The sequence below is a fragment of the Pseudomonas sp. ADAK13 genome (genome assembly GCF_012935715.1).
Classification (GTDB): Bacteria; Pseudomonadota; Gammaproteobacteria; order Pseudomonadales; family Pseudomonadaceae; genus Aquipseudomonas.
The window spans coordinates 3474285-3490600 of sequence record NZ_CP052860.1 but is presented as its reverse complement, the minus strand read 5'-3'; the positions used below and the strand labels follow the sequence as shown (position 1 = coordinate 3490600).

At 60.6% G+C, this 16316-nt stretch carries 17 protein-coding genes; 3 read left to right on the top strand and 14 right to left on the bottom strand.

Features of this window, described 5'->3' with window-relative positions; genetic code table 11:
* Window positions 1–17: 17 nt before the first annotated feature.
* From HKK54_RS16110 to ppc, 5 genes are all read right to left on the bottom strand, one after another.
* Entirely contained in the window at window positions 18–878 is an 861-nt protein-coding gene (locus HKK54_RS16110; RefSeq protein ID WP_010176782.1) for a DUF72 domain-containing protein, read from the bottom strand.
* Complete coding sequence (locus tag HKK54_RS16105; protein ID WP_010176783.1) at window positions 878–1189, bottom strand: hypothetical protein; 312 nt, start codon at window positions 1187–1189, stop codon at window positions 878–880. The genes HKK54_RS16110 and HKK54_RS16105 overlap by 1 nt, the downstream gene beginning before the upstream one ends.
* Window positions 1190–1349: 160 nt before the next feature.
* Window positions 1350–2036, bottom strand: a complete 687-nt coding sequence (gene tsaB / locus HKK54_RS16100; RefSeq protein ID WP_169387212.1) for a tRNA (adenosine(37)-N6)-threonylcarbamoyltransferase complex dimerization subunit type 1 TsaB — start codon at window positions 2034–2036, stop codon at window positions 1350–1352.
* Between the two features lie 100 nt (window positions 2037–2136).
* On the bottom strand, window positions 2137–2784 hold the full coding sequence (adk, locus tag HKK54_RS16095) for an adenylate kinase (protein WP_010176785.1): 648 nt from the start codon (window positions 2782–2784) through the stop codon (window positions 2137–2139).
* Window positions 2785–3052: 268 nt separating this feature from the next.
* Window positions 3053–5698: a phosphoenolpyruvate carboxylase gene (ppc, locus tag HKK54_RS16090; RefSeq protein WP_169387211.1), complete on the bottom strand. Its 2646-nt coding sequence runs from the start codon at window positions 5696–5698 to the stop codon at window positions 3053–3055.
* Between the two features lie 187 nt (window positions 5699–5885).
* Here ppc and HKK54_RS16085 point away from each other — a divergent pair, with 187 nt between their 5' ends.
* The 3 genes from HKK54_RS16085 (at window position 5886) to HKK54_RS16075 (ending at window position 7784) form a co-directional block, all read left to right on the top strand.
* Window positions 5886–6230, top strand: a complete 345-nt coding sequence (locus HKK54_RS16085) for a hypothetical protein (RefSeq protein ID WP_010176787.1) — start codon at window positions 5886–5888, stop codon at window positions 6228–6230.
* Window positions 6231–6514: 284 nt separating this feature from the next.
* Entirely contained in the window at window positions 6515–6943 is a 429-nt protein-coding gene (locus HKK54_RS16080; protein ID WP_010176788.1) for a DUF4398 domain-containing protein, read from the top strand.
* Window positions 6944–6998: 55 nt separating this feature from the next.
* Window positions 6999–7784 (top strand): OmpA family protein, encoded by a 786-nt coding sequence (locus HKK54_RS16075; RefSeq protein ID WP_169387210.1) that lies wholly within the window; start codon window positions 6999–7001, stop codon window positions 7782–7784.
* A 96-nt stretch (window positions 7785–7880) separates the two neighbouring features.
* Here HKK54_RS16075 and HKK54_RS16070 read toward each other — a convergent pair whose 3' ends face one another.
* The 9 genes from HKK54_RS16070 to HKK54_RS16030 all read right to left on the bottom strand — a co-directional run bounded on the left by HKK54_RS16070 (window position 7881) and on the right by HKK54_RS16030 (window position 16312).
* On the bottom strand, window positions 7881–8126 hold the full coding sequence (locus tag HKK54_RS16070) for a hypothetical protein (protein WP_141629575.1): 246 nt from the start codon (window positions 8124–8126) through the stop codon (window positions 7881–7883).
* Window positions 8127–8228: 102 nt separating this feature from the next.
* Window positions 8229–8555 (bottom strand): hypothetical protein, encoded by a 327-nt coding sequence (locus tag HKK54_RS16065; RefSeq protein WP_003219233.1) that lies wholly within the window; start codon window positions 8553–8555, stop codon window positions 8229–8231.
* Window positions 8552–9457 (bottom strand): alpha/beta hydrolase, encoded by a 906-nt coding sequence (locus tag HKK54_RS16060; protein ID WP_169387209.1) that lies wholly within the window; start codon window positions 9455–9457, stop codon window positions 8552–8554. Before HKK54_RS16060 ends, HKK54_RS16065 begins: the two co-directional genes overlap by 4 nt.
* 157 nt (window positions 9458–9614) lie before the next feature.
* On the bottom strand, window positions 9615–10892 hold the full coding sequence (locus tag HKK54_RS16055) for a flavohemoglobin expression-modulating QEGLA motif protein (RefSeq protein ID WP_010176791.1): 1278 nt from the start codon (window positions 10890–10892) through the stop codon (window positions 9615–9617).
* Window positions 10893–10913: 21 nt separating this feature from the next.
* On the bottom strand, window positions 10914–11462 hold the full coding sequence (locus HKK54_RS16050; protein WP_169387208.1) for a hypothetical protein: 549 nt from the start codon (window positions 11460–11462) through the stop codon (window positions 10914–10916).
* Between the two features lie 16 nt (window positions 11463–11478).
* Window positions 11479–12195 carry a TetR/AcrR family transcriptional regulator gene (locus tag HKK54_RS16045; protein ID WP_023659125.1) on the bottom strand — a complete coding sequence of 239 codons (717 nt, stop codon included), beginning with the start codon at window positions 12193–12195 and terminating at the stop codon, window positions 11479–11481.
* Between the two features lie 152 nt (window positions 12196–12347).
* Window positions 12348–13847 carry a lysine--tRNA ligase gene (gene lysS, locus HKK54_RS16040; protein WP_010176794.1) on the bottom strand — a complete coding sequence of 500 codons (1500 nt, stop codon included), beginning with the start codon at window positions 13845–13847 and terminating at the stop codon, window positions 12348–12350.
* 76 nt (window positions 13848–13923) lie between these two features.
* Window positions 13924–15019 (bottom strand): peptide chain release factor 2 gene (prfB, locus tag HKK54_RS16035; RefSeq protein WP_141629576.1). Its coding sequence is split into 2 segments (ribosomal slippage): window positions 13924–14946 and window positions 14948–15019, totalling 1095 coding nucleotides; the frame shifts between segments, so codons are not numbered across the junction.
* 291 nt (window positions 15020–15310) lie between these two features.
* The gene (locus HKK54_RS16030) at window positions 15311–16312 is read right to left on the bottom strand and encodes a diguanylate cyclase (protein WP_169387207.1); all 1002 of its coding nucleotides are present in this window, start codon (window positions 16310–16312) and stop codon (window positions 15311–15313) included.
* Between the last annotated feature and the right edge of the window lie 4 nt (window positions 16313–16316).

The window sequence follows — 16316 nt, the reverse complement described above, 5'->3', positions numbered from 1 at the left end:
TGTCGGGAAAAGGAGTCCTAGAGTAACCCCAGTTGCTCCGCTGCGGGTTCTCGATGCAGCGTGGGCAATGCCGGCAAGCCGGGCAACCGCGCCATCAACTGGTCGTGAAAGCGCAGGGCCAGTTGGGCGGCCAGGCGATTGTCGGAGGTGTGCAGAAAGATGTAGGGCGTACGGCCCTCTTCGATCCAGCCGGCGACCTTTTCGATCCAGGGCACCAGGAACGGGTCATTGGCTTCCAGCTCCGGATGGCCAATAAACCGTACTTGCGGAAACTGCGTCAGCGCCGCCGGACGAGGTGGCACCTTGGGCTTTTTCGATTGGGCGTGCAGCACGGCGGCCGAGGTGGACGTGCAACTGAACAGCGCCCGCGGGTCCAGGCAGATGCGCTCGACACCGCGATCACGCAGCAAACGGTTGAGGCTGCGCTCGGCATCGCCCTTGGCGAAGAAATCCAAGTGCCGCACTTCCACCGCCAACGGTCGCTCCAGCCCGTCGATAAACCCGGCCAACTCACCCAGGCGTTGCGGGGTAAAACTGGCCGGCAGTTGCAGCCACAATGGCGAAATGCGTTCGCCCAGCGGGCTCATCAACCCCAGAAAACTTTCCGCCGCCGGTAGTTGCTCAATCAAGTTGCCGCTGTGGCTGATGTCACCCGGAAACTTCGCGGTGAACCGAAAATGTTCGGGCATGATTTCAGCCCAGCGTTGCACGGTGGCGACGGAGGGACGGGCATAGAACGTGGTGTTGCCCTCAACGGCGTTGAAGACGTGGGAATACAGGGCGAGGTAATCGCTGGAGCGGGCGTCGGCGGGATACAGGTACTCGCGCCAGGCGTTTTCACTCCAGGACGGGCAACCGAGGTAGTAAGGCAACTGCATCAGATGTGGATATCGAGACCCAGCACTTCCATATCCCATTCGACAAAGCCGGCGGTGGTCAGGTAGCTGGCCAGGGCCGTGGCGACGTTTTTGCTCATGGAGCGGGGGAAGACCATGTCTTGCTGGCGGGCCGGTACACCGCTGATACGTTCGCCGCTGGAGCCTTGGGAACGAGCTGAAACCGCCGTTGAGTCGGACTGGATTTCAACAAAGTCGGGGGAGTCTTCGACGGAGTCGTCTACCGTCACGTTCGCCTTGCGAGGCTTACGCTTGAGGGGGTAGGACTGTGATGAAAAGCCGTCTATACGCATGCATGCGAACTCGGTATCGGTGATGGCATTTTAGTGGCGCTTCTCAAGGCGCGCAAATGCTCTGGTGATAACTAGAACACATAATTTGAAAAAGGTTTAAAAGCAGGGGCAAATTCTGACGATTGGTGATTTTCAGCTGAATTTGCCCGCACTTTTGACGTCAAATAATCCCGCGTTCGGCTTTGGTCTGCGCCACTTTATCGCGCAGGTACACAGGGGCGGCCTGGTCGGCGGGAATGGCGTCGCCCCGCTCCCAGGCAAAACGTGCCAGGGTCAGCAAGTCTTCGGCATGGGGCAGCATCCCGGCATCCTGGCCGGCAAGCGTCACGTCAACGCGTTCGCCGTAACCCCAGCCGGTGCCAGCACCGAACCAGTCGCCGCTGGCATCAGCCGGCAAGGCGGCCGCTTCTGGCGGCAATACGGCTTCAGCGCCGATCAAACGCATCTCGCCAGCGGTTTCGCGGTAGCAGCCCCAATACACTTCGTCCATGCGCGCATCGATGGCCGCTGCCACCTGGCTGGCGCCGTGCTCGCGAAACGCCCGCTGCGCCAACACCGCCAGGTTGGACACCGGCAACACCGGACGCTCCAGCGCAAACGCCAGGCCCTGGACCACCCCGATGGCGATACGCACACCGGTAAAGGCGCCCGGGCCACGGCCGAATGCAATGGCGTCCACCGCCGACAAGGTAGTGCCCGCGTCCAGCAGCAGTTGCTTGATCATCGGCAACAGCTTCTGCGCGTGCAGGCGCGGGATCACCTCGTAGTGGCTCGTGACCTTGCCATCGTGCAGCAGGGCAACGGAGCAAGCTTCAGTCGCGGTGTCCAGGGCCAGCAAGGTGCTCATTGGTGTATGCATCCACGTTGAAAAAAAGTGCGCCAGTATAAACAACAACGGCCCGCAAGCGGGCCGTTGTGTAGGAGCAAGCTTGCTCGCGAGTTGAGCATCAGCTCAACGCTTGCAGTACCTTGCCGGTGATGGACTCGACCGAGCCAACGCCTTCGATGTGGCTGTACTTCGGTTTGCCCTGGGCATCGGCCAGCTTCTGGTAGAAGTCCACCAGTGGCTTGGTCTGGGAATGGTAGACCGACAGGCGATGACGCACGGTTTCTTCGGTGTCGTCCTTACGCTGCACCAGGTCTTCGCCGGTGATATCGTCCTTGCCGGCCACTTTCGGCGGGTTGTAGACGATGTGGTAAACGCGGCCCGAGGCTTCGTGAACACGACGACCGGCAATACGCTGCACGATTTCTTCGTCTTCAACAGCGATTTCCACCACGTTGTCCAGCTCGACGCCAGCCTTCACCAGGGCTTCAGCCTGGGGAATGGTGCGTGGGAAACCGTCGAACAGGAAACCGTTCTTGCAGTCGTCCTGGCTGATGCGTTCCTTGACCAGGTTGATGATAAGGTCATCGGAGACCAGGCCGCCGCTGTCCATCACGCTCTTGGCGATCAGGCCCAGTTCGGTGCCGGCCTTGACCGCTGCACGCAGCATGTCGCCGGTGGAGATTTGTGGAATGCCGAATTTTTCAGTGATGAACTTTGCCTGAGTACCTTTACCGGCCCCGGGAGCTCCCAGCAGAATGACGCGCATCGATGTGCTCCTCAATTTTTTATAGAGATGACGCTCGGATTCGCCGCGTGGGGCCAATCTCGGAAATTTTGGGTCCAGGCCGCACAAACGGCCAAAGGCTGATCAAGATACACAGCAGGCCCAAACCACACAAGCCGCCGAAAGTAGGAGAAACCCGCGCCGCGCTGGCTTTATAGGCGGGTACAACCCCGACAGCAAAACGCCGGTCGCCAATTTTACGGCGACCGGCGCGGTGTGTCTGCAAGCTATTGAGAACACGCCATAAATGTCAGCCGGTGTTGCGCAAACCGGCCGCAATACCGGCCACAGACACCAGCAGCGCCTGTTCCAGAGGGCTGTCCTGTGCCGCTTCCTGTTGCCGCGATCGGGCCAGCAATTCGGCCTGCAGCAGGTGCAACGGGTCGAGGTAGGTGTTGCGCAGCCGGATGAACTCAAGCGTATCAGGGCTATGGGCCAGCAGTTGCGACTGACCGGTCAGGCCAAGCACCACACTGCACGCCTGCGACAATAGGTCGCGTAAGTGCGCGCCCAATGGCAGCAGATCGGGCTGCACCAGACGCTCGTCATACAGGCGCGCGATGTCGGCGTCGGCCTTGGCCAGGACCATTTCCAGCATATCGATGCGGGTGCGGAAGAACGGCCACTGCTCGCGCATCTGCCCCAGCAACTCGCCTTCGCCACGCTCCAGGGCCTTGCTCAACGCGGCTTCCCAGCCGAGCCAGGCCGGCAGCATCAGGCGCGTTTGGGTCCAGCCGAAGATCCACGGGATCGCCCGCAGGCTCTCGATACCACCCGCGCGGCGCTTGGCCGGACGACTGCCCAGAGGCAAGCGTCCCAGTTCCTGCTCCGGGGTGGACTGGCGGAAATACTCGACGAACTGCGGATTTTCCCGCACCACGGCGCGGTAAGCACTGACGCCATCGGCAGCCAATTCGTCCATCAAATGGCGCCAGGCCGGTTCCGGTGGAGGTGGAGGCAGCAAGGTCGCCTCCAGCACCGCCGCCAGGTACAGGTTGAGGTTTTGCTCGGCGATGTCCGGCAGGCCGAACTTGAAGCGGATCATCTCGCCTTGTTCAGTGGTACGGAAACGCCCCGCCACCGAACCCGGTGGCTGCGACAGAATCGCCGCGTGAGCCGGGCCGCCGCCACGGCCCACGGTGCCGCCGCGACCGTGGAACAACAGCAGTTCAACTTGTTGTTCACGGCAGATTTCCACCAACCGTTCCTGAGCCCGGTATTGCGCCCAGGCCGCGGCAGTAGTGCCGGCGTCCTTGGCCGAATCCGAGTAACCGATCATCACTTCCTGCGGGCCTTGCAAGCGCGAGCGATAGCCCGGCAACAGCAGCAGTTTCTCGATCACCGGCCCTGCGTTGTCCAGGTCAGCCAGGGTCTCGAACAACGGCACCACGCGCATCGGCCGTTGTACGCCGGACTCCTTGAGCAGCAATTGCACGGCCAACACATCCGACGCGGCCCCGGCCATGGAGATGACATAGGAACCCAGGGATGCGGCCGGTGCGGCGGCAATTTCCTTACAGGTGTTCAGCACTTCGGCGGTGTCTGCCGAGGGTTTGAAGTAACCCGGCAACAATGGTCGCCGGTTGGCCAGCTCCTTCATGAGGAAGCTGATACGCGCCTCTTCGTCCCACTCCTCATAGCGGCCGAGGCCCAGGTAATCGGTGATTTCGGTCATGGCCGCACAGTGGCGGGACGAATCCTGGCGCACGTCGAGGCGCACCAGGAACAGCCCAAACGTGACCGCCCGACGCAGGCAATCCAGCAGCGGGCCGTCGGCAATCACGCCCATGCCGCAGGCGTGCAGCGACTGGTAGCACAGCTCCAGCGGGTCGAGCAGTTCGCGGTTGTTTTGCAGCACATCGGCAGGCGCCGGCGTGGGGCTGGTCAACGAGGTGTGAGCCCACTGGCGGGTGGCGCGCAGGCGTTCACGCAGCTGCTTGAGCAGCGCCCGGTAGGGCTCCACGCTGTCACCCACCTTGGCCTGCAACGCCGGGCTGGCCTGCTGCATCGACAACTCGGAAGCGAGCTGGTCGATATCGCGCAAGTACAGGTCCGCCGCCATCCAGCGCGCCAGCAGCAACACTTCGCGGGTGACCGGCGCGGTGACGTTGGGGTTGCCGTCACGGTCGCCGCCCATCCAGGACGCGAAGCGGATCGGTGCGGCTTCCAGGGGCAGGCGCAGGCCAGTGGCGGCGTGCAAGGCGTGATCGGCCTTGCGCAGATAATTCGGAATGGCGTGCCACAGCGAATGCTCGATCACCGCAAAGCCCCACTTGGCTTCGTCGACCGGCGTGGGCCGGGTGCGGCGGATTTCTTCGGTGTGCCAGGCTTCGGCAATCAGGCGTTGCAGGCGATCGCGGATCTGCTCGCGCTCGGCGGTGGTGAGGTCGCGGTGATCCTGCAGGGCCAGTTGGGCGGCAATGGCGTCGTATTTCTGGATCAGGGTACGGCGGGCGACTTCGGTGGGGTGGGCAGTGAGCACCAGCTCGATTTCCAGCCGGCCCAACTGGCGTGCCAGGGACTCGCTGCTGTGGCCTTCGCTCTGCAAGCGCGCCAGCAGTTCCGGCAGCACGCGCGACTCGAAAGGCGCAGGCGTTGATTCATCACGGCGGTGGATCAACTGATACTGCTCGGCGATGTTGGCCAGGTTGAGAAACTGATTGAAGGCCCGCGCCACCGGCAGCAGTTCTTCTTCTTTCAGTTGATTGAGGCTGGCGCTCAGCTCTTCGCCGGCGACCTGCTCGGAGGCCGCGCCACGGCGGTCGGCTTTGGCGCCTTTACGGATCTGCTCGATCTTGTCGAGGAATTCATCGCCGTACTGCTCTCGAATCGTGTTGCCCAACAGCTCACCCAGCAGGTGAACATCCTCACGCAAACGTGCATCGATATCGCTCATCAGCCAATCTCCAGCAGAAAATCCGGGACGCTTTGATCGTCAAGAGTGCCGCCCACGGCGGCGTCTTACAAGGAACTTTAAACCTTGTGAGTTGCAGCTAGTCTCAACAGTAAGCCGCAGCGTTATCCGCGCTGGTCGGCTGGTCACTCATCATCGCCCGCCTACCGTGGGCTCCATTGAGGTTGCCATGAAAATCCGAGAACTGGCCCAGCATTGGGAAGAGAACGCCAAGGGTCGCTTGACCAAAACCGAATACGCCATCCATCTGGACGTAGAAGCCGCTGCCAGGCTGGCGGCGATCTCCGAAATGTACCCCAAACGCCATACCGAAGAACTGCTCGGCGAATTGATCGGCGCAGCCCTTGAAGAGCTGGAAGCGAGCTTTCCCTACATCAAGGGCAAGCAGGTCATTGCCACGGATGAGGAAGGCGATCCGCTCTACGAAGACGTCGGCCCTACGCCGCGGTTTCTGACGCTGTCACGGCGCTACCTGCACGATTTGTCAGCTCAATCCGACAAGCAAAAACACTGATCAACCTCCGCTAAAAAATCGCCACCCCATGTATTCCGGGCCTCCCAGAGGCCCCGGATACCCCTGCGCATCGCAAAAGTTCCAACTTTTAAACGCTGACCGTTCAGTCAAATATTTTTTTAGGCAAATCGCCATCTTCGCTGAACTATTCAAAAAAGCCTCCGGTCACAGCCAGTAAGCCATCACTTGGAACAGCCGTTTGAAAGGCGTCCTGAGCCTTACCGCCGGACCCCGCACTCACTGCACACCGGAGATGGATTTTGATGTTTTTCAGGAGTTACCTAATGGAGTTGAAGACGATGAAGACCAGCACTGCCAAAACCTCGTTTAACCACCTGCGCGGGCTTAAATTGGCCGCGCTGGCAATCGGCACCAGCTTCGTTCTGGCTGGCTGCGCCGGCAATCCACCGACTGAGCAATACGCAGTGACCCAATCTGCGGTCAACAGCGCCGTCAGCGCCGGTGGTACCGAGTTCGCAGCCGTGGAGATGAAGTCGGCTCAGGACAAACTGAAACAAGCCGAAATCGCCATGCACGACAAGAACTATGACGAGGCCCGTCGCCTGGCCGAACAAGCCGAGTGGGACGCTCGCGTAGCAGAGCGTAAAGCCCAGGCTGCCAAGGCCGAACAGGCTGTGAAGGATTCCCAGAAAGCTGTTCAGGAGCTGCGTCAGGAAGGCATGCGCCCGGCTGTGATCAAACCACAGCAATAACCCGCCGCCCCTGATTGCATTGCACCCGAAATCGAATTGAAAGGACGACACGACTATGCGTAAACAATTGATGATCCCTGCCCTGCTGGCGATGAGCGTTGCTCTGGCGGCTTGCTCCACCCCGCCGAACCAGAACCTGGAAAACGCTCGGACCAACTTCTCGGCCCTGCAAGCCAACCCGCAAGCCACCAAAGTAGCGGCGCTGGAAACCAAAGATGCCAGCGAATGGCTGGACAAGGCTGACAAGGCCTACCGCGACAAGGAAGACCAGAAGAAAGTCGACCAACTGGCCTACCTGACCAACCAGCGCGTTGAAGTGGCCAAGGACACCATCGTCCTGCGTGAGTCCGAAGCCAAGCTGAAAAATGCCGGCGACGAACGTGCCCGCGCCCTGCTGGAAGCCCGCGACGCGCAGATCAAGCAACTGCAAGACAGCTTGAACGCCAAGCAAACCGATCGCGGTACCCTGGTGACCTTTGGTGACGTGCTGTTCGCCACCAACAAGTCCGACCTGAAATCCAGCGGCCTGGTGAACATCACCAAGCTGGCGCAGTTCCTGCGCGACAACCCGGACCGCAAAGTGATTGTTGAAGGCTACACCGACAGCACCGGTTCCGACTCGTACAACCAGAGCCTGTCCGAGCGCCGTGCCGCGTCCGTACAACGTGCTCTGGCCAATCAGGGTGTGGATATCTCGTGCATCGTGACCCAGGGCTATGGCAAGGAATACCCGGTTGCCGATAACAGCAGCGTTTCGGGCCGTGCCATGAACCGCCGCGTTGAAGTGACCATCTCCAACGACAACCAGCCGGTCAAGCCACGTTCGTCGATGGCCAACTGATCGACTGATGCGCCATAAAGAACCCCGCCAATAGGCGGGGTTTTTTGTTTGGAGTTACCTGTGGAGCAACGCGATATCTCCAGGGCTTTTACCCACTCAAAACTGAATCTGCCCGCCACCGCCGCCATTGCCAGCCTGTGAACCTTGGCCCTGGCTGCCTTGTTGTTCGGCTTGCATCAGCATCTTTTTGAGCAACTCCAGAAGATCATCTCCCCCTGCACTCTGGCTGCCGCCGACTTGGCCTGCGACTTGGCTAGCCGCTGCCTGGGCAGGATCTGAACCCTGAATACCCTCAGTGCCAAAATTGCCACCGACTGGATAGGATGAATCATTAACTCGCATATAGATGACTCCACATTAAGTAACCGAATCAGCGACGCTGACCGGCTCGAAATCTGTGGTAATCAATCCGGAATAGTTCCAGCGTTTCTCACACAATCTGTCTTACTGCTCCAGTTGCGGCGTTTCCTGGCCCATGCAGCGCACTGCCTGTTTCTTGCTGTTTACCAGCACGCCCGTCAGGCCTTTCTGTTCGGTGTCAAACAGCACCAGCACGCCGTCGACACATTGCGCCACTTGCGCAGCCGGGGTCAGGGAGATTTTGTAGTCCTCGCCCGGCACAGTCTTGAGCATGGTGAAGTCGCTGAGCAGCAACGCATCCTCGGGCTTGGCGAAATGCAGATAGCCGTAGTACCACAGGCAGCCGACGGTGCCGATGATGGTGCCGATACCGGTGAGGATCAGGGGGATCATGTTGCGTTCTTCGCTCATTGCGGGTTCTCTGCGTTGGAATTCGGGGCCGTCGGGTAATTGGGGATTTCCCCCAGGCGGCGCAGCCCGTTGAAATGCTGCGGGTCATCGAGGTAGCGCAGCATCACGGTTTGCCAGGTCTTGTCGGCAAAGGTCTGCACATGGCCACCCCGGGTCAGTTGCAGCACCCTCGGTGGCGGCGCAGCTTGATACAGGCGAATGCCGTTGGACAACGGCACGATCGGGTCATCGAGGCTGTGGAACAACAGTTTCGGCACGCCGGTCAGTTGGGGCATGGCGTTGATCGCACTGTCGGCGTCCGGCACCAGCCACGACAACGGCACCTGGAACGGCCATGTTAACCAGGAGGTGCTGAGTGCAAATTGTCCTACGTCACGATAACTGGCCGGCACACCGTCCAGCACCAGCGCCTTGAGCTGCGGCTGACGCTCGGGATGGGCGGCCAGATAGTGCACCACCAGCGCACCGCCCAGGCTTTGGCCGAGCACGATCAACGGCTGGCCCTGGGTTTCGGGGGCATTGTCGATCCACTTGAAGGCCGCGTCGATGTCCTGATAGACCGCCGGCAGCGAAGGTTCACCTTCGGACAGGCCGTAACCGCGATAGTCCACCAACAGCACTTGATAGCCCTGCTCCGGCAACCACCAACTGCCACCGAGGTGCCAGGCGAGATTGCCGCCATTGCCGTGCAGGTGCAGCACCGTGCCCTTGAGCGGCACGCCAGATTTGGCCGGCAGCCACCACGCGTGCAGCTTGAGGCCATCGGCGGTGGTCAGCGTGACGTCACGGTAGTGCAGGCGGGCCTTTTCCGGGGTGAACGGCAAGCCGCGCTCCGGGTAGAACAGCAGGGAGCTGCAGCCGTTCAGGGTCAGTAGCAGGCACAGAATGCCGAGGATTCTCATCCGTTGAAGCCTCGTGAATGGGTTGGAACAGAGCCCCATGGCTGATGAAGATCAACTGTGGGAGCTGGCTTGCCTGCGATAACGGTGTCGGACTCACCATCGTCATCGCAGGCAAGCCAGCTCTCACATTTTGACCGAGTTCTTTCAGGGAAATCCCTCAAAGGATATTGGAGTAATCCGCCTCGATCCGGTCCAGGCTCAAATGGTTGAGGAAGTTGGAGAAACACATCCACGCCGCCAACGCATTCATGTCACGGAACTGGTCCGGCAGGTATTTGGGCGGCACCACCAGGCCTTCATCCACCAGTTGGCGCAGGGTGCGCATGTCTTCAAGCGTGGTCTTGCCGCAGAACAGCAGCGGCACTTGTTCCAGCTTGCCTTTGCGCACCGCCAACTGAATGTAGTTGTAAACCATGATAAAGCCCTTGAGGTAGGACAAATCCTTGGTAAACGGCAGGCCCGTCGGCGTCGACCCACGGAAAACCCGGCTGGCGTTGCCGTAGCTTTCCGCCATCTCAAAGCCCTGCTCGCGAAAGAATTCGAACACCTGCAGGAAGTCGGCGCCCTGCTCCACCATATGAATGGCACGGGTGCGGTTGGTCAGTTTGCGCAAGCGGCTGGGGTAGGAAGCGAACGTGATGATTTCCATCAGGATCGCCAGGCCTTCCTGGGTCACCGTCGACGAGGGCGGGCCCTTGGACAGGAAGGTGCAGATCGGCTGGTTCTGGCCATTGAGGGTGGTGCCCACATGCACCAGGCCTTCATGGACTTCCAGGGCGCGCACGTCACGGTCGTTGAACATCGCGTCAGCGCGGATCTTGATGTAGTCGGCGCCTGCCGCCGCATCCGCCACGATACCGTCGGACTCGAACACCCGGATGGTTTCCTCGGCCTCGCCGAACACCTTGTTCAAGCGGCTTTGCAGCAGGTTGACGGCGTCCTTGGCGGTCAGGGTCTTGGCTTCGTCCTTGAGGTCGCCACGGCCGTCGATATTGTTCAGGTAGTCCGACATCATCAGGCCGAGGTCGGCCAGGGTCGGGTCACCGGCGTGGAACGCATCGGAGGCGGCGCCGTACAGCTCCTGGGAGATCAGGCCGAAATCCTCGGTGCCGCGCGCTTCGAGCATGCGCACCACCATGCGGTATTCCTTGCACATGCGCCGCATGATCTGCCCGACCGGGTTGAACTGGCCAAGCTGGCGGGTGATGTCACGCTCGATGTTCTGGAATTCCAGCTTCACCGCGCTGGAATCGAACGAGAGCGGCCGGTTCAGGTAGTAGTCGCGGTCCACCGCGGGCATTTCCTTGCCCTTGCCCTTGAGGAATCCCTGGCGAATATTTTCGTCCCACTTCACGGCGTCGAGGACGCGAATCGGTGTTTGCGCCAGCACAATGCGATCGGACAAGGTGCGTATCGTCTGCTGGTAATCGTCCACCCGGTGCTTCCTCTTTAAACGTTATTTGCCCGCACGCTGGTAGCGCACGGCTTCGACGAACACGTCGGCGTTGGCCGGGTCATCCAGGTAGTCAAACACCCGAGCCATGGGGCTATCGACCAGCACACCGGCGCCTTCGACGGTTTCGACAGTGCTGCCGCTCAAGGCCTTCTGCCCGATAGCCTGGTGGACCTGATCCAGATCGAGGTTGTAGACCACCAGTTCGTGTTCATCATTCAATTCGAACCCGGCGAGGATGTAATGCCCGCCGAATTTGGCCGGCAACGGCGCCGACAAATACCAGCGGCTGCCATGCCGGGAAACCGTGAACAGGTATTCATCCCGCTGGCCCGGTTTGGCTTTAGGGTAGCTCACGGCTTTGTAGCGATGCTCGCCAACGCGGCTGATTTGCAGGTTGAGCGGCTCGCCCCAGGCATTTTTGCTGGCCCATTTGCCCAACAGCGCATCAGGCGCCGCTTCGCTGGCCGGCAGCGGGTCCTTGAAGGTCACCAGGCAACCGCTGAGCAACAGGAACGACAAGGCGATCACGACGACACGCCAGGCTTTCATTGGACAATCCCCTGTGTCAGACCGAAGCCAACACCAAATGCATGTAACGCTTGAGGATCTCAAGCATTTCTTCGCTGGTCAGAGGCTCTGCCCCGCCCAGCAGGCCCTGATATTCCATCCGACCGATAATCGCCGTCAACACTTTGGCATCCTGTTGCGGCTCGCGTGAACCCAATACCTGGAAAAACTGGCAAGTGCCCTGTAGCAGGATTTGCTGGTGGGAACGCACCAACTCGGCCAGGCGCGGGTTCAGCAGCGCCTCCTGGCGAAACGCCTGCTCGGCCATCAGGTGCTCGCGACGGTTGAGCAATTGGCGTTGCACGTAATCGGCGGTCAGGCGCGCGATGTCATCGGCCAGTTGCGAGCGCGACTGCGGGCTGCCGTCGCCATACGCGACCATCTCCCGCAGCAGGCCCTCGTTACGCACCCACAACTTGCCCATGAACGCCGCGCTGCGTTCCACGTATTGGGCGAAGGTGTCGGTGAGCAGGTCATCGATGTCCTTGAAGTAATAGGTGGTGGCCGACAACGGTACCCCGGCCTCTGCCGCCACCGCGCGATGACGCACGGCACGCACACCCTCACGCACCACGATGCGCATCGCCGCATCGAGAATGTCTTGCCTGCGTTGCTCACTGCCCCGGCGACTGGCCTTGCGGCCCTGGTACTGAACACTTTCAGCCACGGCAGCGGCAATGCCGGCGGCACCCTTTTGAGCCATTACGCGGTTCACGACGGATCTTCCTCCACAGTGTGACGCGGAGCGTCACGGGCTGCATTCCCACGCGGAACGTGGGAACGATCACCTGGCGCTGTTTACTTGACGCTTATAAACGCCACATAAAAAAGCCGCCTTATAAAAGGCGGCTTCGGATTTCGCTACGGTTACGCTTGTGGCCGCATGTGCGGGAACAAGATCACGTCGCGGATCGACGGCGAGTTGGTCAACAACATCACCAACCGGTCGATGCCGATACCTTCACCGGCCGTTGGGGGCATGCCGTACTCCAGAGCGCGAACGAAGTCGGCGTCGTAGTGCATCGCCTCGTCGTCACCGGCGTCCTTGTCAGCCACCTGGGCCATGAAGCGCTCGGCCTGGTCTTCCGCGTCGTTAAGCTCGGAGTAGGCGTTGGCGATTTCGCGGCCGCCAATGAATAGCTCGAAACGGTCGGTGACGTTCGGGTTGTCATCGTTGCGACGGGCCAGCGGCGACACTTCGAACGGGTACTGGGTAATGAAGTGCGGCTGTTCCAGCTTGTGCTCCACCAGTTCTTCGAAAATCATCACCTGCAATTTGCCCAGGCCTTCGAAGCCCAGCACCTTGGCACCGGCCTTCTTGGCGATGGCACGGGCCTTGTCGATGTCGTTCAGGTCGTCAGCGGTCAACTCAGGGTTGTACTTGAGGATCGAATCGAACACCGACAGGCGCACGAACGGCTCGCCGAAGTGGAACACCTTGTCGCCGTACGGCACGTCGGTGGAGCCCAGGACCAGCTGCGCCAGCTCGCGGAACAGCTCTTCGGTCAGGTCCATGTTGTCTTCGTAGTCGGCGTAGGCCTGGTAGAACTCCAACATGGTGAATTCAGGGTTGTGACGAGTCGAAACGCCTTCGTTACGGAAGTTGCGGTTGATCTCGAACACTTTTTCGAAGCCGCCGACAACAAGACGCTTGAGGTACAGCTCAGGCGCGATACGCAGGAACATTTCCATGTCCAGCGCGTTGTGGTGGGTTTCGAATGGCTTGGCTGCTGCACCACCCGGGATGGTTTGCAGCATCGGCGTTTCCACTTCCAGGAAGTCGCGCTTCATCAGGAAGCTGCGGATGTGCGCAATGACCTGCGAACGCACACGGAAGGTCTGGCGCACTTCTTCGTTGACGATCAGGTCAACGTAGCGCTGGCGATAGCGCTGCTCGGTGTCGGTCAGGCCGTGGTGCTTGTCCGGCAGCGGGCGCAGGGATTTGGTCAGCAGGCGCACGTTGGTCATTTCGACGTACAGGTCGCCCTTGCCGGAACGGGCCAGGGTGCCTTCGGCGGCAATGATGTCGCCCATGTCCCAGGTTTTCACCGAGGCCAGGGTTTCTTCGGACAGGGTTTTACGGTTGACGTAGACCTGAATGCGACCGGTCATGTCCTGGATCACCATGAACGAGCCACGGTTGAGCATGATGCGACCGGCAACCTTGACCGGGATTGCAGCCTCTGCCAGCTCTTCCTTGGTCTTGTCCGCGTACTGTTTCTGCAAGGCATCGCAGTAGTTTTCGCGGCGGAAGTCGTTCGGGAAGGCGTTGCCTTTGGCGCGCTCGGCAGCAAGCTTTTCCTTGCGCAGGGCGATCAGGGAGTTTTCTTCCTGTTGCAGGGCCTGGTCGAGTTGTTGGTCGCTCATGTCTTTAATTTTCCATCAGGTTCGTTGTCCCCGGCCTGCGGCCGGGGATCGCCGGCAAGCCGGCTCCTACAAGGGGTTACAGGCCAGATTTCAGGCTGGCTTCCAGGTATTCGTCGATATCACCGTCGAGCACCTTGTCGCAGTCACTGCGTTCGATGTTGGTGCGCAGATCCTTGATCCGCGACGCATCGAGCACATACGAACGGATCTGGTGACCCCAGCCGATATCCGACTTGGTGTCTTCCAGCGCCTGGGAAGCTGCGTTGCGCTTCTGCATTTCCTGCTCGTACAACTTGGCCCGCAACATTTTCATGGCGGTGTCCTTGTTCGCGTGCTGGGAGCGTTCGTTCTGGCAGCTGACCACGGTGTTGGTCGGTACGTGGGTAATACGTACGGCCGAGTCGGTGGTGTTTACGTGCTGACCACCGGCACCGGAGGAACGGTAGGTGTCGATCCGCAGGTCTGCCGGGTTGATCTCGATTTCCACCTTGTCGTCGATCTCTGGCGAGACAAACACCGCGGAGAACGAGGTGTGGCGACGGTTGCCGGAGTCGAACGGGCTCTTGCGCACCAGACGGTGCACGCCGATCTCGGTACGCAGCCAGCCAAAGGCGTATTCGCCCTTGATGTGCACGGTCGCGCCCTTGATACCGGCGACTTCACCGGCCGACAGCTCCATGATGGTCGCGTCGAAACCGCGTTTGTCAGCCCAGCGCAGGTACATGCGCAACAGGATGTTGGCCCAGTCCTGGGCTTCGGTGCCGCCGGAACCGGCCTGGATATCCAGGTAGGCGTTGTTCGGGTCCATTTCGTGGCTGAACATGCGGCGGAATTCAAGCTTGGCGAGGTTTTCCTCGAGACGGGCCAGCTCGGCGACGACATCGCCCACTGCGCCTTCGTCGTCTTCCTCGACGGCCATGTCCAGCAGGTCGCGGCAATCGCCCAGACCGGTGTTCAATTCGTCGAGGGTCTCGACGATCTGCGCCAGCGCAGCGCGCTCGCGGCCCAGTTCCTGGGCGTATTCAGGTTTGTTCCAGACAGCCGGATCTTCAAGCTCGCGATTGACTTCAGTCAGACGCTCATGCTTTTGATCGTAGTCAAAGATACCCCCGAATAGTTTCGGAGCGCTCGGACAGGTCCTTGATGGTGTTAAGGATCGGGTTGATTTCCATGGCGGGCAGCACTCGTTGGCGAACTTTTGAAAGCCGACGAGTATAACGACAAACGGCTGATAACGGCAGTCCGCTTGGCCGATTGTGCTATGTGCCACTTGCCTGGAGCTGCGAGCACCCACCTGTGGCGAGGGGGCTTGTCCCCCGTTGGGCTGCGAAGCGGCCCCAATACAGGCTATGGAGTTCTAACTGAGAGGAAACGCCGTTCTTAAACGGGGCTGCTACGCAGCCCAACGGGGGACAAGCCCCCTCGCCACAACAGCCCCTCAACCACAAAGTGGGTGGCAGGAATTATTCGATCCCCACCTGATTGCGCCCATTGTGCTTGGCCAGGTACAGGCCCTTGTCCGCCGACGAGATCAATTGCCGGCAATCGGTGCCCTGCACCGGGGTCATGGTCGACAGGCCGATGCTGATGGTCAGGCTCGCCCCTTCGGCCGGGCTGATGTGCGGGATTTTCAGCGCGGCCACCGCCTGGCGCAGTTTCTCGGCCACCAGCCGCGCACCGCCCGGCGAGGTGTTGGGCAGCACCAGGGCAAACTCTTCACCGCCGTAACGCGCCGGCAAGTCCGAGGGACGGCTGCTGGCGTCACGAATGGTCGCAGCGACCTTGCGCAACGCTTCGTCGCCTTCCAGGTGGCCAAAACTGTCGTTGTAGGTCTTGAAGAAGTCCACGTCGATCATCAGCAACGACAGTTGGGTCTGGTCACGCATGGCACGGCGCCACTCCAGTTCCAGGTATTCGTCGAAATGCCGGCGGTTGGACAGCCCGGTCAAGCCGTCGGAGTTCATCAGCCGTTGCAGCACCAGGTTGGTGTCCAGCAGCTGCTGTTGGCTGACCCGCAGCGCGCGGTAGGCCGCGTCCCGCTGCAACAGGGTCATGTAGGAGCGCGAGTGGTAGCGGATGCGCGCCACCAGTTCGATGTTATCCGGCAGCTTGACCAGATAGTCGTTGGCCCCGGCGGCAAACGCCGCGCTCTTGATCAGCGGGTCGTCCTTGGTGGAGAGCACGATGATCGGGATGTTCTGCGTCGCCGGGTGATTGCGGTATTCGCGCACCAGGGTCAGGCCGTCGAGGCCCGGCATCACCAGGTCCTGCAGGATCACCGTCGGCTTGATACGAATCGCCTGGGCAATGGCCTGGTGCGGGTCGGCACAAAAGTGGAAGTCGATATTGTCTTCATGGGCCAGGCCCCGGCGTACGGCTTCGCCGATCATGGCCTGGTCGTCGACGAGCAACACCATGGCGGCGTTTTCGTCGGTCTTGAAGTCGTCGAGCTGTAAATCATTCATTTGC